Genomic DNA, 21,127 nt, shown 5'->3' with positions numbered 1-21,127 from the left:
GGAGGGCTTTATGAATGAAAGATTTATTTATTACACAATATTGTTTCTTATAATTTTCATTGCTATAAATAATTTAGTTGGAAATTATAAATATTCACCTAAAAAATTAAAAGGTACTATATATTTAGTATTTTTTTTACAGTTTTTAAAAGCAGTTACCTTAATAGTGCTATCAGTATTTAATAAGCAAGAGTATATAAGTCTTTTTAAATATGTAGTTTTTTTAGATATAATCTATATTCCTATATTAAGTTTAATTGCTTTTTTTATTTTTCTTAGAAGTGATAAAAAAGAATTTAAAATATTTAAGTTTATGCCTTTTTTAATTTTAATATCTTTAATATTTTTTATAGGATTTTCTAGAACTTATTTTGAAATTTCTTTAGACTATGGGTACTTAGTAAGTGCTTTAGGAGAAAACATTATAAAGTCTATCTTTATAATATTATTATCAATTTTATTAGGTTTTTTTATTTTTTTAGAAAAGGAAAGTCATTCAGATAAAAGAGGACTTTTTATTTTAAGTGTAATTTTAGCCTTTGTAATAATTGAAAATTCTTTAGGATTTTTAGGGATGAAATTTTTAAATGGGTATATAGTAAGTGATTTGATTTTAGGAATATTAGGAAGTTACTTACTTATTAGCTTTAAGAAAAATAGAATTTTTAAAAGACTATATTAAGTTTTAAGATTAAATTTTATCTTTTAAAGACTTTAATATAGTCTTTATCTTTTAAGGTAAAAAATTTTTTTCTAGGTTTCCCTGATTTAATTTTATAATTTTACTTGAAACATCCTTTGCAAAGTTTAAATCATGAGTTATTATTAATATTCCTATATTTTCTTTTGAAAGTTTCTTTATTAATTTAGAAACTTCTAAAGAAAGAATAGGGTCTAAAGCAGAGGTTGGTTCATCAAAACATAAATATTTAGGATTTAGCATTAAAGCTCTTGAAATTGCAACTCTTTGTTTTTCTCCACCAGATAGTTCAAAAGGGTAGGAAAAAGCTTTATCTTCTAAAGAAAGTTTACATAAAATATTCTTAGCCTTTTTAGTAGCTTCTTCTAAGGGCATTTTTAAATTGTTAACAGGAGCTAAAATTAAATTTTCTAAAACATTTATATGAGGAAAGAGATTAAAGTTTTGAAAAACTAAGCCAACCTTTTTATGTAAGAAGGAAAAAGCTTTAGAATCTTTATATATACCATCTTTGCAAAGTTTTAAAGAGTCTATAGTTATATCGCCATAATCACACTTTTCTAAGCCATTTAAAATTCTAATTAAAGTTGTTTTACCAGCTCCCGATTTTCCTAATAAGGTAACTATTTCTCCTTCTTTTATATTTAAATTTATGTTATTTAAAACTTTTTTTCCTTTAAAGGATTTTTCTAAATTTTTTATTTCAATCATTTTAAAACCTCCTAATTTTCATAATAAGAATATTTTTTTTCAAGAGTATTAAATAGGTAAGTTAAAATTATTATAAGGATTAAATAAATAATTCCTACTAAAAATAAAGGCATAAGAGAAGTATCTCTATTACTTGCTATTTTCCCTGCTCTTAAAAGTTCTCCTATACCAACTACATAAACTAAAGAAGTATCCTTAATTAAAGTTATGGTTTCATTGCCTAAAGAAGGAAGAATTTTTTTAAAGGCCTGAGGTAATATTATTTTTTTAAAGGTAAATAACTTTGAAAAACCTAAGATTTTACTTGCTTCTAATTGTCCTTTATCTATATCCTTAATACCAGACCTAAAAATTTCTCCAAAATAAGCAGAATAATTTAGTGTAAAGGCTATAATAGCAGCAGGAAATCTATCTAAAGTTATTCCTATTAAAGGTAGTCCAAAAAATATAAAAATTAATTGTAAAAGTAGAGGGGTTCCTCTTAAAATTAGAACATATATGTAAGATATATAATTAAAAAATTTATTTTTGCATAATCTAAAAATAGCAACTAAAATTCCTAAGGGAATAGATAATATTAAGGTTAAAATAAACACTCCTAAGGTATTTTTTAAACCTTCTAAAATTGAAGGTATTAAAGAAATTATATAGTTCAAAATAAAAACCTCCTTAATTTAATTATTTCCAAACCATTTTTCATAAATTTTATTAAAGGTACCATCTCTTTTCATTTCTTCTAGAGTTTTATTTATATTTTCTAGTAAATTTGAATTTTTTCTAAGACCTACATTATAACTTTCCTCTCCTAAATCTTCCTCTAAAATATAAAAGTTTTTAGGATTCTTTTTAGAAATATAGTATTTAGCTAAAACTTCATCACAGAGAATAGCATCACTTCTTTTAGATTCTAAATCCATAAAGCAATCATTAAAATTATCATAAAGCACAGCTTCTTTATTTTTTAAAATATTTAGAATATCCTCCCTTTTAAAAAGAGTATGAAGGGAACTAGAACCATCTTGCGTTGTTAGAGTCTTGCCTTTTAAATCTTTTAGAGATTTTATATTAGAATTAGATAAGGTTACTACAACTTGTCTATTTTTTAAGTAAGAATTAGAGAAAGAAACTTTTTTTTCTCTTTCCTTTGTAAAACTATATCCATTCCATATAAGGTCTATATTTCCATTATTAAGTTCAGTCTCCTTCATAGACCAGTCTATAGGTTGAAATATAGGTTTTAAATTAAGTCTTTTTAAAGTTTCTTTAGCTAAATCAATATCAAAGCCTGTAAGCTCTCCCTTTTCATTTCTAAAGCCCATAGGCACAAAGGTATCATCTATTCCAACTATAACTTCATTTTTTTCTTTAGGATTTGTTCTTTTATTTTTTGAACAACCTAAAAAACATAATGAAAGTATTAAAAAAGAGATTGTTAAAAATAATGTTTTTTTCATAAATAAACCTCCTTGCTTTGTTAGTTCATTAATTTATCATATTAAAGTGATAAAGTCAAATAAAAATAATTTTATTTAAATATTTACAAAACGTTGCATTTTAAAGTTTATATAATATAATAAATTAGAGAGTTATGTAATTTAAGTAATTATAGGTGGTGAAACTAAATGGAAGATAGCCCTCGAGAAGATAGGTGCATTTTAAAATTAAATATTAAGAAAAGAGGGAAGTTCTTTTTAGCTCTATAAACCTTTTAACTTCCTCCTTTTCTTAGAGGTAATTTTAAAAATTGAAAATTTAAAATTAAAAAGGAGGAGAGCTTATATGAATAAATTAACAATGTTTTTATATAGTAATATAATAAACAAAAAGATTTATGATGAATTTAATGAAGTTCTAGGAGTTTTAAAGGATGTTTACGTAACTACAGAGGATGGTTACCCAAGAATTATAGGATATAAAGTTAAAAGAGATGGGGTAATATTCGATTACGAATTTAAAAGTATAGACTTTTATCAAAAGGATAATGGGAAATTTAAAATACAAATAAGAGGAAGTAGAGAGATACTTCCAAGAAATTATACTTATCTTTTATCACAGAATTTACTAGATAAAAAGATAGTTGATTTAAAGGGTAAAAAAGTTGTAAAGGTTGATGATTTAAGAATAGTAAAGATTGCAGGAGAGTTTAGAGTAATAGCTGTTGAAACAGGTAAAATAGTAAAGTTTAGACGTAGAGGTTTAGAGGGCTTAGGAAAATTGTTAGCTAGGTTTTTTAAGGAAAAATTCCAAGAAAAAGTTATTATGTGGGAAGATGTAGAATCCTTAGAAATGATAAATGATAACTTAAAACTAGCTCTTCCATATAAAAAGCTTCAGAAACTACATCCTGCTGACTTGGCAGATATCTTAGAAGAACTTGATGCAATTAACAGAAAAAAAGTTTTTGATAGCTTAGATGAAGACTTAGCAGCAGATACTTTAGAAGAAATAGAACCAGAGGTTCAAAGTAGTATAATAAAAGGGCTTTCTCATTCAAAAACAGCAGAGCTTTTTGAAAATATACCAAATGATGAAATTGCAGATATTATAGATGAACTAGATGAAGAAGAAAGAGAAAAGGTATTAATAGCCTTAGAAAATGAAGATGCTAAGGAAGTTAAGGAACTTATGGCATATTCAGATGAATCTGTAGGAAGTATAATGAATAAGGATTTTATATCCTTTAATTTAGACCTTACCCTACAAGAAACCGTGGAACTTTTAAGAGAATTAAAGGCTGATGAAGAAGTTATGTACTATGTTTATATAACTGATGAAGAGGATAGATTAAAGGGTGTAGTAACTTTAAGAGACTTAATTATGAATGAAGGAGATAAAAGACTTAAAGAAGTTATGCATACATCTTCTATAAGCGTTAATATAGATAGTACTATAGAAGACGCTATAGAAAAATCCACAAAATATGATTTAATATCAATTCCAGTTGTAGATTATGAAGAAAAGTTAGTTGGTATGGTGCTTATTCATGATATAGTAGATGAACTTATTCCAAATAATATGAAAAAGAAATTTAAGAAAAAGTATAATGATTAGTTGACAAATTTTAATAAAAGAATATAATAAAGTATATAATTCATATCAAAATAGTCAGAGATAAATGTTGTGATAAAGTAGAGTATTATAAAGAGAGGTTACAGAGAGAAAGTGGTGCTGGAAATCTTTCACTGAATCTTTATAAGAAGTGCACTTTTGAACAGAAATTTTGAAATTTTTGAAAAGTAGGAATTTTCGAGTATCACCCGTTAAAGTGATTTAAGTATTTTTTAGTACTTTAAATAAGTGAGGTCTTTACCTAATTAGAGTGGAACCACGGAGTAAAATCCGTCTCTAAATAGAGTAGAGACTTTTTATTATATTTTTTAGGAGGATTTTATATGATTTTTAATAATGTTTTAGATTTAATAGGAAATACACCAATTTTAAAAGCGAATAATCTATTTGAAGGAGAAAAGGTTTTTGTAAAACTAGAGAAGTTTAACCCTGGTGGAAGTATAAAGGATAGAGCGGCTTTAGGTATGATAGAAGAAGCGGAGAAAAATGGGTTATTAAAAGAAGGTGGAGTTATAGTTGAGCCAACTAGTGGAAATACTGGTATTGCTCTTGCAATGATAGGAAAAATTAAGGGATATAAAGTTATTATAACTATGCCAGAGACTATGAGTAAAGAAAGAAGAGATATGATTAAGGCCTATGGAGCAGAGATAATATTAACAGAAGGAAGCAAAGGAATGAAAGGTGCTATAAGTGAAGCAGAAAGATTAGCAAAGGAAAAGGGATATTTTATGCCACAACAGTTTTTAAATAAGGCAAATGCAAAGAAACACTATGAAAGTACTGCAGAAGAAATAATAAAAGAAATGCCAGATTTAGATATATTTATAGCTGGAGTTGGAACAGGAGGAACTATTACAGGTGTTGGAAGAAAGTTAAAAGAATACAATAAAAATATTAAAGTAATAGCAGTAGAACCTAAGGATTCAGCTGTTTTATCAGGAGAAAATCCAGGACCTCATAAGATACAAGGAATAGGAGCAGGATTTGTACCAGGAATATATGATTCAAGTATTGTTGATGAAATAATAAAGGTTACAAATGAAGAGGCTTATTCTATGGCAAAAGCCTTTGCAGATAAAGAAGGTGTTTTAGTTGGAATATCTTCAGGGGCAGCTTTATTTGGTGCTAAAGAAGTTTTAAAAAATGTAGACAAGGATAAGAAGGTTTTAGTTATAGCACCTGATGGAGGAGAAAAGTATTTTTCAACAGGCTTATATGATTAATTTTTAGGAGTGAAAAATTTGTTCAAAAATTTAAGATATGATATAGAAAATGTTATGAAAAATGATCCCGCAGCTAGAACAAAGATAGAAGTTTTATTGCTTTATCAATGCATACATGTTTTAATTTTTTATAGAATAGCTCATAAACTATATAATATAAAAATGTTTTTTCTAGCAAGGTTAGTTTCTCAACTAGGAAGATTTTTTACAGGTATAGAAATTCATCCAGGAGCTAAAATAGGACGAGGTTTATTTATAGACCATGGAATGGGAGTAGTAATAGGAGAAACAGCAGAAATAGGAGATAATGTTACTATATATCATGGAGTTACCCTTGGAGGAACAGGAAAGCATAAAGGTAAGAGACATCCAACTGTTGGTAATAATGTTATTATTGGATGTGGAGCAAAGGTTTTAGGACCTATACATATAGGAGATGGTGCAAAGATTGGAGCTAATGCGGTAGTTTTAAAGGATGTGCCAAAGGGTAAAACAGCAGTTGGAATACCAGCTAAATTTAAAAATTGATTTATAGAATATTTAATATTTTGTTTTATAATAGGACTATAGTTTTAATTAACTTTATAAAAAGTCAATTAAACTATAGTCTTTTAAATTTGAGGTGAACATATTGAAGGAAAAAATTTTAAGTTTTTGTAATTCTTTAGGACTAGATGCAGTAGGCTTTATAAAATGTAGAGAGTTTACAGAACTTAAGGAAGTTTATGAAATAAGAAAAGAAAAGAATTTTGAAAATGAATTTGAAGAACAAGATATAGAAAAGAGAATTAATCCAAATATATACATGGAAAATGGTAAAACTATAATAAGTATAGCTTTTCCATATCTACATGATAGAGAAAGTAAAGAGAATGGTTTTTCTATTTATACAAGGGGAAGGGACTATCATTTTGTACTAAATAATTATTTAGAAAAAATAGTAAACTATATAAAATCCTTAGGAGGAGAAGCTATAGCTTTAGTAGATAGTAACTCTTTACCAGAGAGATATATTGCATATTTAGCTAAGGTTGGTTTTATAGGGAAAAATAATATGCTTATAACTAAAAAATATGGTTCTTATGTTTTTTTAGGAGAAATAATTACTGATTTAGATATTCCTTGTGATGAAGAAAGAAGTTTAGAGGAGTTAAGAGAATATAAGGAGTGCAATGATTGTGAAATTTGTTATAAAGCTTGTCCTAGCAAGGTCTTAAATAGAAGTAAAATGACAAATACTAATTCTTGTATGTCTTATATAACACAAAAAAAGAATGTAGAAGAGAAATATTTAAAACTTTTCAATGGAAGAATTTTTGGCTGTGATAGTTGTCAAAAAAAATGTCCTTATAATGAAAATATATTCTACTCTAAAATAGAGGATTTTAAGCCTTTAGATTTTATGGAAAAGGATTCCTATGATGATTTTCATAAATTAAGTAAAAAAGAATTTAACGAAAGTTTTAAAAAAACTTCCTGTGGATGGAGAGGAAAAAATGTTATTTTGAGGAATATAATGATTAAGAAGGTATTAATAGATAAGGAGGATATATCAGATTATCAATTAAATTCTAAAAATCTTAAAGATTTTAAAAATAGACTTTTAAATTTTTATGATGTATAATAATATATTGTTAAAATTTGATACAGGAGGTAAAGTTATGTTTAGTCGTATAGTAGCTAATGTATTAGTTAAATTACCAGACAGTATTTTTAAACCAGTAGCAGGAAATTTAATCGGTGGATGTTTAAATAAATATGCTGACCTTAATGTTTATGGACTTGATGAAATAAAAAAAGAGGAGGGTCCTTTTATATTTATAGGTAACCATTTAAGTAATGCAGATGGATTAGTTTTAGATAAGGTTTTACAAAAGCCCTTTGATCCATATTTTATAGCTGGTGTAAAATTAAATGATAAAGCCTTAACTAATATAGGTACAAGACTAGTTAAGAATATAGAAATAAAACCAAACTCTGCAGATAGAGAATCTTTAAGTAAAATTGTAAAGGCTGTTAAGGGAGGAGAAAATATAGTAATTTTCCCTGAAGGCACAAGAAGTAGAAATGCAAAAATGATAGAAGGTAAAAAAGGAATTATACTTATAGCAAGACTTACAAAGGCAAAGATAGTACCTTTTGGAATGACAGGAACAGAAAAGCTTATGCCAATTAATGACAAAAATATGGGAGCTGAGAAGTTTCATCATGCAAAGGTTAATATAAAGTTTGGAAATCCTATAGAACTTCCTAAAAAAGAAAAGGATGAAGGAAAACATGAATATGAAGAAAGAGCTTTAACTTATCTTATGAAAAGTATAGCAAAACTTTTACCAGAGGAATATAGAGGTGTGTATAAATAAAAACTAGGGGGATATGCTATGAAAAAGAGAACTAAAGAGGTTTTAGAAATTTTAAAAAAAGAGTATCCAGATGCTAAGTGCGAATTAAATTATGAAACTCCTTTTCAACTTTTAGTTGCAACAATTTTATCAGCTCAAACTACTGATAAGAAGGTAAATGAGGTTACTAAGGGACTTTTTAAAGACTATCCAGATGTAGATTCCTTTTTAAACATAACTCAAGAGGAGTTAGAAGAGAGAATAAAGCAAATAGGTCTTTATAGAAATAAGGCTAAAAATTTAATTATGATGGCTAGGCAGCTTAAGGAAAATTTTAATGGGGAAGTTCCAAAAACTATGGAAGGAATAACTTCTCTAGCAGGGGCAGGAAGAAAGACTGCAAATGTAGTATTATCAAATGCTTTTAATGTTCCATCTATTGCTGTAGATACTCATGTTTTTAGAGTTTCAAATAGAATAGGTTTAGCTCATGCAGATAATGTGCTTGAAACTGAAAAACAACTTCAAAAGGAGTTGCCTAAAAAAGAATGGTCTTTAACCCATCATCTTTTAATTTTTCATGGAAGAAGATGTTGTATAGCTAGAAAACCTAAATGTGATATATGTAAGATAAATAAATACTGTGATTATTTTAAAAATAATAAATAAAAGCTACACAAAAGAGTGTAGCTTTTTATTTATTTACTAGATTCTTTTTTGTTATATAAAAATATACAAAAAGATGATAATAAAATTAATCCATAACCTATTAAGGATATGCTACTAGGAATGTCTCCAAAAAGAACAAAGCCTATTAAACCTGTAAAGATAACCTGTGTATAGTCATAAATTGAAATATCTCTAGCAGGAGCGTATTTATAAGCTGCTGTTAAAGCAAATTGAGCACAAGAGGCAGCAACACCTGCAAGGATTAAAAATAAAAATTCCTTTAAGGTAAACATTTTAAATTGAAATAGCATAATAGGGAAAGTTGTAACTATTGAGAAAAAGGAGAAGAAAAACACAATAGTAGCTCCCTTTTCTTTCCCACCTAAATATCTAACAAAGGTATAAGCACCACCAGCAAAGGCTGCAGAGCATAGTCCTATTATAGAAGGAATAAAATTACCTGCTAAACTTCCACTAGGTCTTACTATAAATAATACCCCAGAGAAAGCAACTAAAAGACATATTATATGAATAGGTTTTAGTTTTTCCTTTAAAAATAAATATGAAAATATAATAACAAAAAATGGACTTAATTTATTAAGAATTGTAGCATCTGATAGTATTAATCTATCAATTGCATAATAGTTAGCCCATATTCCTAAAGTTCCTAAGGCGGAACGGCCAAGTAGTGCAAGCCTATTTTCTTTATGGCCAAAAAGTAATGCTTTATCTTTTCTTACTAAATAAAAGGCCACAATACAACTAACTAAATTTCTAAAAAAGCTTTTTTCTATAGACGGTAAATCACCAGATAATTTTACAAAGGTACTCATAAGTGCAAAGCTAAAGGCAGATATGGTTATTAAAATTATCCCTTTTGTTTTATTATTCATTAAATCCTCCTATTAAATTGTTAAAATTTTTATAATAACATTTTATTTCTTAAAAATAATTAGGTCAACATTAATAATATATAGTAATTTTATGAAGAAATGAATAAATTTTTGCAAAAAAGGTTTATTTTTTTTCTTTTAATATATAATGTAATTATCATTATGATTTAAGAATGGGGAAAGTTTATATATGTTAAATGGGCTTTTTAATAATTTAGATGTTAAAGAAAAAACATTAAAACGAATTGTCATAATTACTATAATAATTCTTACTTTATTCTTCTTAAAGGTATTAGGGATTATTTATTGTTTAAATAAAAATACCTTTAAGGGAGGAAATACTGTTTATGGTGCAGAGGAGATTATAGTAATAACACAGGTTATTCTTTGTGTTATGATTTTAGCTATATGCTTTTTATATTATAAGGGACTTAAAAGAAAAGAATTTTTTGGTATATCCTTAGTTTATGTAAGTTTTATAACTAAGATGATATTTATAATTTTTACGGGCGGTTTAATAGATAGTCAGCTTTATGATTTGAATTTATTTAGTTTCTTATTTAGAGGAGTTCTTCTTTTATTAGCACTTTCTTGCATAGAAAAGTTTGATTCCTTTATAGATAAGTATAAAAAGACTGTATTGCTTTCTGTAATTTTGATAACGATTTTATTACAATGGTTAAATCTTAATTATGGTCTAGGAACTTATAATTATAGTCTTTTATATAATTTTACTTTAGTTATAATATTTTTTGTTTATACTTCAAGTATAATAATTTGTTTAATAAAAGTATTTAAAACAAAGGAAATATATTACTTAGTGATTATGGTAAGTTCCTCTGTTATGTTATTAAAATTAATTTATGGAATATCTTTAATTTTTACAGGAAACCAACTTATAAAACTAAATATAGTATTTTTTAACTTTATATCTATTATTATATTTGTTTTTGGTATGTTTTTTGATTCTTTACAGATTATAAAAAAGAAGGATTTTGTTCAAGAAGAATTAAGTGTATTTTTTAATTTAATAGAATTTGATTGTAATAGCGAGGTTATACTTCTAAGCAATGGATTAAAGGTTATATATGCAAATGAAAAGTGTAGAAATAAGAGAATTAAAGAGGAAATATCTAGAGATAAGGCTTATAAAGATTTAGAATTTAAAATTAAGGGCTTTTTATATGAAAAAAATATTTTAAGTATTGAGAGCATACTTAGAAAATCTAAAGAGTGGAATGGTGTTGCAAAGCTTAATGAGGGAGAAGAAGTTCTAGATATAAATGTTCAAAAGATAGAAAAGGGAGAAAACTTATATTATGTTCTTAGAATAAATGATATTACTGAAGAATATATTATGGAGAAAAAATTAAGGTTAGAAGAACAAAGGTTAAGAGGAGTTACAGAGAATATAAAAGACCTTATTTTTACAATAGATAACTTTGGAAAAATAAGCTATGTAAATAAGGCAGTTACAGAGGTTTTAGGCTATAAGGAGGAGGAGTTATTAGGGAAAACATATTATGATTTACTTCTTGTAGAATCTAATTTAAACATTATAGATAATAAGTATTTTAGTGAGGATAAAATACTTACAATAGATAAGGTAAGAGCTAAGAGTGGAATGGTTGAATTAGAATCTATATCTAGTAGAATTACGGATAATAGAAACAATACCTTAGGATGGGTAAGAGTTGCTAGAAATATACAAGATGTTAGAGAAATAGAAGTTTTAAAAAATAAATTTAAGGAGATAAAGCAGTACGACAGAATAAGAGGAGAGTTTTTTGCAAATTTATCTCATGAGCTTAGAACTCCTATAAATATAATTTATTCTTGCATACAACTTTTAAATAATAGTAAAAATAATGGAGAAAATTTTGAAGTAGTTTATGATAAGTATGAAAAAACTTTAAAGCAAAACTGTTTTAGAATGCTAAGGCTTGTAAATAATCTTATAGATATAACTAAGATTGATGCTGGTTTTATAAAGATGAATTTTGTAAATTGTGACATTATAAAGTTAACAGAGGATATAAGTTTATCTATAATACCTTATTTAGAAGCTAAAAATATAGAGATAATTTTTGATACAGATTGTGAAGAACTTGAGATTGCTTGCGACCCTGATAAAATAGAGAGAATACTTTTAAACTTATTATCTAATTCAATAAAGTTTACTGAAGCTGGAGGAAAAATTGAAGTTAATATATTTACAGATGAAAAGTGGGTTGATATAAGGATTAAAGATAGTGGAATTGGAATTCCAAGTCATATGAAAGAGTTTATTTTTGAAAGATTTATACAAAATGATAAATCCTTAAATAGAAATAAAGAGGGAAGTGGCATAGGACTTTCTCTAGTAAAATCCTTAGTTGAGTTACATGGTGGAAAGGTCTTTTTAAGAGAAAGTAGTAAAAAGGGAAGTGAGTTTTCTGTATTATTGCCTAACATTAGAATGGAAGAAGAAGAAAAGGAAACAAGTAATTTAGAGTATAAAAGAGGGGTTGAAAAGATATCTATAGAATTTGCAGATATTTATGATATATATTAACTTTTAAAAAGTAAAATATTTTCATTAACTTTATATTTTAAAAATATAGTGATATAATATTAAAGGTTTGTTTATAAAAGACAAGTCCTTAATTATTTCTATTTGGAGGTAAAAATATGAAAGTTGGAGTAATAATGGGAGGCATTTCCTCAGAAAGAGAGATATCAATTCAAAGTGGTAATTCTGTAGTTGATGCTTTAGATAAAGATAAATATGAGGCTATTCCTATAGTCTTAAATAAGAAGGAAGATTTAATAGAAAAGGTTCGTGGAATAGACTTTGCACTTTTAGCCTTACATGGTAAATTTGGTGAGGATGGAACTGTTCAAGCTGTTTTAAAAACTTTAGGTATACCTTTTTCAGGCTGTGGTCCTTTAAGTAGTGCTATATGTATGGATAAAGATATGACAAAAAGAATCTTAGCCTTTGGAAATGTTAGAACAGCAAAGTGGTTAATGGTTTCATCTTTAGAGGAAGTAGATTATGAAAAGATAGAGGCTTTAGGATATCCTGTCTTTATAAAACCTAATAATGGAGGGTCTTCAGTTGCTACAACTTTAGTTGAATCTAAAGAAGGAGTTAAGGATGCTGTTTTAGAAGCTTTAAAATATGATGAAGAAGTTATGATTGAAGAGTATATTAAGGGAGACGAGATAACTTGTCCTATAATTGATGGAAAAATGTTACCAGTTTTAGCTATAAAACCAAAGGGTAAGTTCTTTGATATAGCTTCAAAATATGAAGATGGTGGAGCAGATGAATTTATAGTTAATCTAAATGATGAGCTTCACAAGGAAGTAGAAAAAATGGCTTTAGAAACTTATAAACTATTAAAGTGTGATGTTTATGCTAGAGTTGATATGTTAGTAAAGGATAATATACCATATGTATTAGAAGTGAATACATTACCAGGAATGACAAAAAATAGCTTATTCCCAAAAAGTGCAGCTGGTATAAACATGAGTTTTGAAAAACTTTTAGATACAATAATAGAAAAATCTTTAAAAGTTAATAGAGAATAAAATAATTAACATATAGTTTAGTAACAACTTTCTAAAAAAAATTATATTTTATATAGTAATAATATTTTTTGGAGAGTATTAATGCAAGATAGAAATCCATTAAGTACTTTTGGACCAGATTTAAATGAATTTAGTAAAGATGTTGACTTTTTAACTCTTTCTAAAAATTCAGATTTTGTATATTTAAGAGCTTCTGGTTCTGGAAGTGGAAAGTTTAGAGTTGATAGGAAATTTTTATTTTTTGCAAAGGAATGTAGAAGATTAGGCATACCTTGTGGTGCCTATCATTTTGGAAAGCCTTCTAAGGATTTAGAAAGTGCTAAGTTACAAGCAGATAAATTTATTGAAATTTTACAAGAGGCCTTTGGTCCTTTAGATTATGGGGACTTATTTCCTGTAATAGATGTTGAAGTACCAGTTGATAGAAGCTTAAGTACTAGTGAGCTTGTAAAATGGATAGATACCTTTAGATACAGATTTGAAGAAAAAACAAGAAGAAGATTAATGTTATATACAGGATTGTTTTTCATAGCTTTATATGATGATTTTAAAGTAGAGGGAAAATATCCTCTAAGCGATATGCCTTTATGGCTTGCTATGTACACAAAAATACCTTCAAATCCTAAAATTCCACCTAATATAGGAGGATGGAGAAGATGGACAATGTGGCAATACACAGAAGAGGGTAAGTTAGATGGAGTTGGAAATTTAGTTGATTTAAATTGGGGGCCAAATAGTATAGATAGCCTAAAGCCACCAAATTCTGTAACAGGGCTTAAGGCTTATATGGTAGGAAATAAAATATATGTATCTTGGTATCCTAATAGAGAAATAGATTTAAATGGCTATAATGTTTTTATAAATGATAATTATGCAGGAACTTTACCAAGAAAAGCAACAAAGATTGTAATTGATAAAAATAGATTTAACTTACCTCTAGGAAAAGTTATAAAGGTGTCCATAGAAGCTTTTGATATTGCAGGAGATTTTTCAAAGGAGAGAAGTGAATACTTTTTAGATAACATTTAAAATGGTATGTTTTTAGAGTAAATAGAGTTAAAGTTTTTTAGCTCTATTTAATTTTATTCCAAAAAGTATAAAAAATTTGTTATAATAATAAATGTTATTATATTGTAATGATTTTTAGCAAATTTTAGATTATAGTTTTTTTTATAAGGTTTAGAGAGGAGTATAAAGGTGAAAGAAAACAAGGAAAATCCAAGCACAGTCAAAGGAAGAAATAAAAAAATAGTAATAATTTTAGTTGCTATTTTAGCAATTATTGCAATAGCTGTTTTTGCGTATATATTTAGTATTCAAAAGAAAGTCGATGCATGGAATAATAAAATTTATCCAAATGTATATGTTGAAAATATAAATTTATCGGGAATGACAAAAGATGAGGCTGTTAAAACTTTAGATGAAGAAGTTAAAGTACCTTTAGAAAGCAAGAGCATTAAGGTTCAAGCTGCAGATAAAAGTATTGATATAAAATACTCTGATTTGTCACCACAGTATAATATAGAAGAAACTGTAGAAGAAGCTTTAAATTATGGAAAAGATTTAAATCTTTTTGAAAAAAATAAATTAATAAAAGGAAAAGATAAAAAAGAATTAAATTTAGACTTTAAGTATGATGAATCAAAATTAGGAAGTTATGAAAAACAACTTTCAGATATGGTTAATCAACCAGCTAAAAATGCTACAATAAGTATAGATGGAGGCAACATAAGTGTTGTTGCAGGACAAGATGGACGAGTTATAGAACAGGATAAGATGGTTTCTTTAGTTAAGGATGCTATAAATGGCGATCCAAAGGGAACAGAGCTTGTAGAAGTTCCTGTAGATGTTACAAAACCTAAAATAACTAAGGATATGCTATCAAAAATAGATGGAGTTATAGGAAGTTTTACAACAAGTTATGCAAGTTCAAATTCAGATAGAAGTGCTAATGTAGAGATTGCAGCAAAGGCAGTTAATGGTACAATCTTAATGCCAGGAGACACTTTTAGCTATAATGATACCTTAGGAGAGAGAACTACAGATAAGGGATATAAAGATGGAGCAGCTTATATAGGAAATAAGGTTGTTATGGTTACAGGTGGAGGCATATGTCAAGTTTCAACAACTTTATATAGAGCTGTATTAAAAGCAGGTATAATGCCAACAGAGAGACATAATCACAGTATGACAACTACTTATTCAGGACCAAGTGAAGATGCTACAGTATCTTGGGGTTCTTTAGACTATCAATTTAAAAATCCTTATGATTTTCCTATATATATACAAGGGTATACAAGCGACAAACATGTTACATTTAACATTTATGGAAATGTCGAAGGAATGGATGGAAAAACTTATGAATTACAAACTGTTGTAAATGAAACTTTAAAACCATCAGTTCAAACTATTGAGGACCCAAATTTACCAGCAGGGGAAAGAGTTGTAGAGCAAAATCCAGTTACAGGATATAAATCTACAGGATATTTAGTTACTTATCAAAATGGAAAAGAAATAGATAAGAAATTAATAGGTCATGATGTTTATAAACAAAAGGATGAAATCATAAAGGTTGGTACAAAAAGAGGAGAAAGTAGACAGGCAGAAGCTCCAAAACAAGAGAGTCAAAATGCAGAGGGACAAAATAATAACCCTAAGCCTAATAACTAAAATTTAAAAAATGTATAATAATATTTTAAGGGGAAGGTTTTAATTAACCTTCTCTTTTTTTATAGGAGGAGAATTTACTATGTATAAAATGGTCTGTATTGATATGGATGGAACTTTATTAAATTCTAAAAAATCTATTTCACAAGAAAATAGACAGGCTTTAAAAAAGGCTTATGAAAAAGGTGTACATATAATAATATGCACAGGAAGAAATCTTAAAAATGCTATTTATTTTTCAGAATTCTTAGGAGTAAATTGTGCAGTTATAGCTAATAATGGAGCTTGGATAATTGATGAGGATAAGAAAACTGTAATAAGCAAAAATTTATTAAATAAAACTCAATGCTTTAAAATAATTAATACTTGTAAAGTTTATAAAGGAGTTCCAAGTTTTCATTCAAAGGATAAGGTTTATTGGCCTTCTAACTTTAGAAAGTGTTTATGTAATGTTATTTTAAATAAAAATATTAAAAAAGAGCATAGAATTGAGAATTTTTATGTAAATACAAAAGAAAAGTGGGAGAAGGTTTTTAAGGATAATAGTATTGGAAAGTGTATAATAATAGATTTAAACAAGAAAAAACTTAAAAAAATAAAGGAAGAACTTCTAAAAGAAAATATTTATGAAGTTTGCAAATCAGGGAAGTATGCCTTAGAAATTAATAATAAAGGAGTTAATAAAGGGAGAGCTGTTAAGGCTTTAGCTAAAAAATATAAAATAGAAAGAGAAGAAATAATATGTATAGGAGATAATGAAAATGATATATCTATGATTGAGTATGCAGGTTTAGGTGTTGCTATGGGAAATTCTATAGATATTTTAAAGGAAAAAGCAGATTATATAACCTTTAGTAATGATAAAAATGGAGTTTCTAAAGTTATAAATAAGTTTATATTAAAAAATGAATAACTTGCATTTTAATTAATTAGATAATATCATATACTTATGACTTAAGTTAAAAAAATTGTTTTTTTACATTTATTTGGAGGGACAAAGGTGAATCTTAATATAGTATTATATCAACCAGAAATACCACAAAACACTGGAAATATTGCAAGAACTTGTGTTTTAACAAATTCAAAGCTTCACATAATAAAACCTATGGGCTTTGTTATAGATGATAAACATTTAAAAAGAGCAGGATTGGATTATTGGAGTCAATTAGACCTTGAAATTCATGAAAGCTATGAAGACTTTATGAAAAAGTATGGGGATAAGAAAATTTATTTATCTACAACTCATGCAAAGGACCATTATGATGAAGTAAAATATGAGGAGGGAGCTTTTATAATGTTTGGAAGAGAATCCGCTGGAGTTCCAGAAGAGGTTCATAATGCTCACCATGGAATAAAGGTACCAATGATAAATACAACTACTAGAAGTTTGAATTTATCAAACACAGTAGCTATTATAGCTTATGAAGCTTTAAGACAAATTGGATTTCCAAACATGAAATAAGGGGGAAATATATTTTGGATAAAATAAAGATCATAACAGATAGTACTTGCGACTTATCTAAGGAGATTATAGAAAAGTATGACATAGATGTAATGCCTATGTTAATAAACTTTGGAGAAGAGAGCTATTTAGATGGTATTGAGATAAAAGTAGATGCTATGATGGATAGAATAGAAGCTGAAAATGCTCTTCCAACTACAGCACAGATAGTTCCAAATAGATTTATAGAAAAGTATAAAAGCTACTTAGAAAAGGGGTATAAGGTTATATCTATACACATCTCATCTAAGATGAGTGGAACTTATCAATCAGCATGTTTAGCTAAGATGGAATTAGAAAGTGATAATATAGTCGTAATAGATTCAAAAAGTGTAACTGTTGGTCTTGGATTAATTGTATTAAAAGCAGCTAGATTAATAGAAGAAGGAATAACTTTAGAAGAACTAGAAGAGGAAATTTTAGAATATAGAAATCATATTAAAAGTACTATAGCTTTTGAAAGTTTAGATAACCTAGTAAGAGGAGGAAGACTTTCAAAGGGAAAAGCCTTATTTGTAAATGCTTTAGGTATAAAACTTATGCTTAATATTTTAGAAGGCGAGATGAATGTTCAAGGTAAGATAAGAGGAACTAAAAAGATGGTTAAGGCAATGATTGAACAGTTTGATTCAATAGCTAAAAAAACTGGAGAGCCTATAGTTTTAGTTGAACTTGAAAATGAGGATATTTATATACCTATAAAGGAATATTTAGAAAGCAATAATATTGAATATATAAAACTTTCCTTAGGGTGTTCTGTAGCTATTCATTCAGGACCTAAGGTAATTGGATTATTTTATGTAGAGGACTATTAAAATAAAAAGAAGCTCAAGAATATTGAGCTTCTTTTTTTTATACTTTTTTCTTACATAAATTTTATTTTAAAAGAAAATAATAAGTTTTATTAAGAAAAAAAGGAGAGGGTGAAATGAATTTTAAGAAATTTTTAAAAGGTATTTTCTTTGTTTTAATTCTTTCTTCTATGGTTTTAGGTTGTTCTAGGGAAGAAGGAATAAAATTAAAAAGAATAAGCTTTATGGAGAAGAAAAAGTATAATTTTGCCTTAGTAAGAGATGATTTTTCTAAGGAAGATAATTACTTTGTGGATTTAGCTATGGAAGGCTTAGAGAAAATAAAAAAGGAATATGGGGCAAAAATTGAAATTTTTGATACTATTTCTTCAAAAGATTATGAGAAAAAATTAAGAGAGGCTGCAAAAAATAATGATTTAACCTTTGCTTCCTCCTTTAAATTTTTAAATAGTTTAAATAAGGTAGCTAAGGATTATCCAGAGAAAAATTTTGCCATAATTGATACAATATCTAATCTTCCAAATGTTAAATCTATAGATTTTAAAAATGAAGAGGGAGCTTTTTTAATGGGGATAATTGCAGGAGAAACAACTAAAACAAATAAGGTTGGTTTTCTAGGAGCTACTAAGAATGAATTAATGGAAGACTTTTTATCTGGTTATTTATCAGGAATAAAGCTTTCAAATAAAGAAGCTTATAAAAATATAATAGAAGAAAATTTAATAGAATATATTGGGGATTTTAAAGATGAAAATAAGGGTATGCTTCTTTCAAAAAATATATATGATAAGGGAGCAGATATAATATTTGAGGTAGCAGGAGAAGGTGGAAAAGGGCTTTTTAAAGTAGCTAAAGATAAAGGGAAATATGCTATAGGTTCTGATATTGATTGGGCAAAAAAATTTCCAGAGTATAGTGATTTTATATTAACCTCTACTATAAAAAACTTAGATGTTGCTCTTTATAAAAGTGCAAAGGAGATTATAAATAGTGATTTTAAAGCAGGACCTAAAAATCAAATGGAACTTGGCATAAGAGATAAAGGAATTGAAATTGGTAAAATAAATACTTCTTTAATTAAAGAGGAAACTTTAATTAAGCTTAATAAATATAAAGAAGATATTATAAAGGGAAGAATTAATATACCTAGTAGCTTAGATGAAGTTGAAAATTTTAAAATTTAGTTAAATAAATATTAACAATAAGGTTGACAAAAGACAGAAAATTGTGCAATTATAAAGTGAAAATAAAAGCTTAAACTTTTAAAAATAAATTTTATACCTTTAATAAAATAAAAGAGAAATCTTTTTAACTGGTATGGTTAAAAGTCTATGCCAGTTTTTTTATTTTATTTAAGTATTAAATTTAAAAAGAAGTTAAGTTTTATTTTCTAAAATATTTAAATTTAATTTTAAAAAGCTTATTAATAAAAGAGATTAAAAGAATATTAAATAAATTTTTAAAATTAAATTAGGAAGAAATTTTATTTAGGAGGGAAAAGACCTATGAATTTTACTAAAGACAAATCTGTTAATTCTAGTAAAAAGAAATTCGAAAAAGAAAAAACAATGATTTTTACAAAGGAGAAAAAAAGACTAGACCTTAAAAGTTTATGTTTTTCTGCTATGCTTATAGCAATAAGTGTTATATTAGCAAATTTTCCTATATTCTCTAGTATAGCTTTAGATTCTATGCCAGCTTTTGTTGGAGGGATAATAATATCACCTGTGGTTGGAGGAATAATAGGTATTTTAGCTCATTTATTTGTAGCTTTAAGAACAGGTTTTCCTTTAAGTTTACCAGTACATATTTTAATAGCTATAGAAATGTTTATAGTTGTTTATATAACATCTTTTATCTTTAATAAGGGAAAAGTTATCTTAGCAGGGATTATTGGTACTCTTTTAAATGGAGTAGTATTTACTCTTATAACTGGGGAATTTATTCATTATTTCTTAGGAGGAGTTGCCCCTTTAGATTTTTTAAAACTTTTAGGATTACCACTTACTTTAGCAAGTTTAGTTAATATAGTTATAGCTTTTATAGTTAGCAAAGGATTAAAAAATGCAAATATCTAAGTTTAGAGATTTAACTTTACTAAAAAATAAAGAAAATACCTTAGTAATAGCTTGTGATAGCTGTGGTGGTATAGGAGAGTGTGAAGGAGATTTTGTAAAAGTTAAAAATGAAATAGTTTCATACTTTTCTTCTAGAGTATGCCTTTTTGAACTTTTATCCTTTAGAGCAAAACCTTTAGTTATAATAAATAACTTAGGAATGTCTATGGAAAATGGAGGGGAAAAGATAATAAAGGGTATAAATAAAGCTATAAAAGAATATAATGATGAAAAATTTTTCTTAGATGAATTTAAACTAGAAGAATGTATAACAGGAAGTACAGAGGATAACTTTAAAACCTATGAAACCTTCTTAGGTCTTACAGTAATAGGAGAAAAAATAGAAAACAGGGAAAGTTCTTTTAAAGAAGGAGATTTAATATGTCTTTTAGGATTGCCGAAGGTTGGACAAGAAGTTATTGAAGATATAGAAAATGATTTAGGAGAAATTGCAACCTTTAAAGAACTTAAATTATTAATGAAGAATAAGGCTGTAAAAGATATATTACCAATTGGCTCAAAGGGAATTCTTCATGAAATAAGAGAATTAGAAAAAAGTAATTTTATAAAAATAGATATAAAAGCTAAGGGAGATTTTTTAAATAAATCTGCAGGACCTTCTACAGCTTTATTATTTATTTTAGAAGAAAGTTCTTTTGATTCTTTAAAAAGGGACATAAATGTTCCCATAAAGAAAATAGGAAATATAGTTTAAATATTAGAGTTATAGCTATCTTTAAAAGAAGGAATTAAATTTAAAATATTTTTAATTTTTCATAAGGAAAGGATCTTTTTAAAGGTCCTTTTTTATTTTAGCAAGATTTTTAAATTATTGAAAAATAAA

Annotated in this window: 21 protein-coding genes and 1 other annotated feature; of the genes, 17 read left to right on the top strand and 4 right to left on the bottom strand. The window is 26.8% G+C overall.

Features of this window, described 5'->3' with window-relative positions:
• Positions 1–10 precede the first annotated feature (10 nt).
• A complete protein-coding gene (locus tag AC4FRL_RS02995; RefSeq protein ID WP_491138621.1) occupies positions 11–682 on the top strand; it encodes a hypothetical protein in 672 nt (223 codons plus the stop codon).
• A gap of 51 nt (positions 683–733) precedes the next feature.
• On the opposite strand, the gene AC4FRL_RS02990 is transcribed toward AC4FRL_RS02995, so the two are convergent.
• From AC4FRL_RS02990 to AC4FRL_RS02980, 3 genes are read right to left on the bottom strand one after another with little or no spacing between them, the layout of a single operon-like run.
• Positions 734–1,411: an amino acid ABC transporter ATP-binding protein gene (locus AC4FRL_RS02990; protein WP_491138619.1), complete on the bottom strand. Its 678-nt coding sequence runs from the start codon at positions 1,409–1,411 to the stop codon at positions 734–736.
• Between the two features lie 11 nt (positions 1,412–1,422).
• Positions 1,423–2,067, bottom strand: coding sequence for an amino acid ABC transporter permease (locus tag AC4FRL_RS02985; RefSeq protein ID WP_491138618.1), 645 nt, complete (start codon positions 2,065–2,067; stop codon positions 1,423–1,425).
• Between the two features lie 18 nt (positions 2,068–2,085).
• On the bottom strand, positions 2,086–2,865 hold the full coding sequence (locus AC4FRL_RS02980; RefSeq protein ID WP_491138617.1) for an amino acid ABC transporter substrate-binding protein: 780 nt from the start codon (positions 2,863–2,865) through the stop codon (positions 2,086–2,088).
• Positions 2,866–3,190: 325 nt separating this feature from the next.
• Here AC4FRL_RS02980 and AC4FRL_RS02975 point away from each other — a divergent pair, with 325 nt between their 5' ends.
• From AC4FRL_RS02975 to nth, 6 genes are all read left to right on the top strand, one after another.
• Positions 3,191–4,462 carry a magnesium transporter gene (locus AC4FRL_RS02975; protein WP_491138615.1) on the top strand — a complete coding sequence of 424 codons (1,272 nt, stop codon included), beginning with the start codon at positions 3,191–3,193 and terminating at the stop codon, positions 4,460–4,462.
• A 60-nt stretch (positions 4,463–4,522) separates the two neighbouring features.
• Positions 4,523–4,761, top strand: a binding site (T-box leader).
• Between the two features lie 42 nt (positions 4,762–4,803).
• Positions 4,804–5,706: a cysteine synthase A gene (gene cysK, locus AC4FRL_RS02970; protein WP_491138614.1), complete on the top strand. Its 903-nt coding sequence runs from the start codon at positions 4,804–4,806 to the stop codon at positions 5,704–5,706.
• A gap of 18 nt (positions 5,707–5,724) precedes the next feature.
• Positions 5,725–6,234, top strand: a complete 510-nt coding sequence (gene epsC, locus AC4FRL_RS02965; protein WP_491138613.1) for a serine O-acetyltransferase EpsC — start codon at positions 5,725–5,727, stop codon at positions 6,232–6,234.
• A 103-nt stretch (positions 6,235–6,337) separates the two neighbouring features.
• Positions 6,338–7,330 carry a tRNA epoxyqueuosine(34) reductase QueG gene (gene queG, locus AC4FRL_RS02960; RefSeq protein ID WP_491138612.1) on the top strand — a complete coding sequence of 331 codons (993 nt, stop codon included), beginning with the start codon at positions 6,338–6,340 and terminating at the stop codon, positions 7,328–7,330.
• A 37-nt stretch (positions 7,331–7,367) separates the two neighbouring features.
• A complete protein-coding gene (locus AC4FRL_RS02955; protein ID WP_491138610.1) occupies positions 7,368–8,069 on the top strand; it encodes a lysophospholipid acyltransferase family protein in 702 nt (233 codons plus the stop codon).
• Positions 8,070–8,087: 18 nt separating this feature from the next.
• A complete protein-coding gene (gene nth / locus AC4FRL_RS02950) occupies positions 8,088–8,717 on the top strand; it encodes an endonuclease III (RefSeq protein ID WP_491138608.1) in 630 nt (209 codons plus the stop codon).
• A gap of 29 nt (positions 8,718–8,746) precedes the next feature.
• On the opposite strand, the gene AC4FRL_RS02945 is transcribed toward nth, so the two are convergent.
• On the bottom strand, positions 8,747–9,610 hold the full coding sequence (locus AC4FRL_RS02945) for a DMT family transporter (protein WP_491138606.1): 864 nt from the start codon (positions 9,608–9,610) through the stop codon (positions 8,747–8,749).
• A 190-nt stretch (positions 9,611–9,800) separates the two neighbouring features.
• Between AC4FRL_RS02945 and AC4FRL_RS02940 the strand changes: the two genes are divergently transcribed.
• The 10 genes from AC4FRL_RS02940 (at position 9,801) to AC4FRL_RS02895 (ending at position 20,998) form a co-directional block, all read left to right on the top strand.
• Positions 9,801–12,164 carry a sensor histidine kinase gene (locus AC4FRL_RS02940; RefSeq protein ID WP_491138605.1) on the top strand — a complete coding sequence of 788 codons (2,364 nt, stop codon included), beginning with the start codon at positions 9,801–9,803 and terminating at the stop codon, positions 12,162–12,164.
• A gap of 116 nt (positions 12,165–12,280) precedes the next feature.
• Positions 12,281–13,186: a D-alanine--D-alanine ligase gene (locus AC4FRL_RS02935; protein ID WP_491138604.1), complete on the top strand. Its 906-nt coding sequence runs from the start codon at positions 12,281–12,283 to the stop codon at positions 13,184–13,186.
• Between the two features lie 81 nt (positions 13,187–13,267).
• On the top strand, positions 13,268–14,215 hold the full coding sequence (locus AC4FRL_RS02930) for a glycoside hydrolase family 25 protein (RefSeq protein ID WP_491138603.1): 948 nt from the start codon (positions 13,268–13,270) through the stop codon (positions 14,213–14,215).
• A gap of 168 nt (positions 14,216–14,383) precedes the next feature.
• Positions 14,384–15,856, top strand: a complete 1,473-nt coding sequence (locus AC4FRL_RS02925) for a VanW family protein (RefSeq protein WP_491138601.1) — start codon at positions 14,384–14,386, stop codon at positions 15,854–15,856.
• A gap of 79 nt (positions 15,857–15,935) precedes the next feature.
• On the top strand, positions 15,936–16,766 hold the full coding sequence (locus tag AC4FRL_RS02920) for a Cof-type HAD-IIB family hydrolase (protein WP_491138599.1): 831 nt from the start codon (positions 15,936–15,938) through the stop codon (positions 16,764–16,766).
• 87 nt (positions 16,767–16,853) lie between these two features.
• Positions 16,854–17,315 carry a tRNA (cytidine(34)-2'-O)-methyltransferase gene (locus tag AC4FRL_RS02915; RefSeq protein ID WP_491138598.1) on the top strand — a complete coding sequence of 154 codons (462 nt, stop codon included), beginning with the start codon at positions 16,854–16,856 and terminating at the stop codon, positions 17,313–17,315.
• 14 nt (positions 17,316–17,329) lie between these two features.
• On the top strand, positions 17,330–18,169 hold the full coding sequence (locus tag AC4FRL_RS02910) for a DegV family protein (RefSeq protein WP_491138597.1): 840 nt from the start codon (positions 17,330–17,332) through the stop codon (positions 18,167–18,169).
• Positions 18,170–18,282: 113 nt separating this feature from the next.
• A complete protein-coding gene (locus AC4FRL_RS02905) occupies positions 18,283–19,350 on the top strand; it encodes a BMP family lipoprotein (RefSeq protein WP_491138596.1) in 1,068 nt (355 codons plus the stop codon).
• A 321-nt stretch (positions 19,351–19,671) separates the two neighbouring features.
• Positions 19,672–20,244, top strand: coding sequence for an ECF transporter S component (locus AC4FRL_RS02900; protein ID WP_491138594.1), 573 nt, complete (start codon positions 19,672–19,674; stop codon positions 20,242–20,244).
• Positions 20,231–20,998, top strand: a complete 768-nt coding sequence (locus AC4FRL_RS02895; protein WP_491138593.1) for a hypothetical protein — start codon at positions 20,231–20,233, stop codon at positions 20,996–20,998. Before AC4FRL_RS02900 ends, AC4FRL_RS02895 begins: the two co-directional genes overlap by 14 nt.
• Positions 20,999–21,127: the final 129 nt, after the last annotated feature.

The organism is Clostridium sp. TJA032, assembly GCF_058310275.1.
This window is presented reverse-complemented; position numbering and strand designations above follow the sequence as displayed.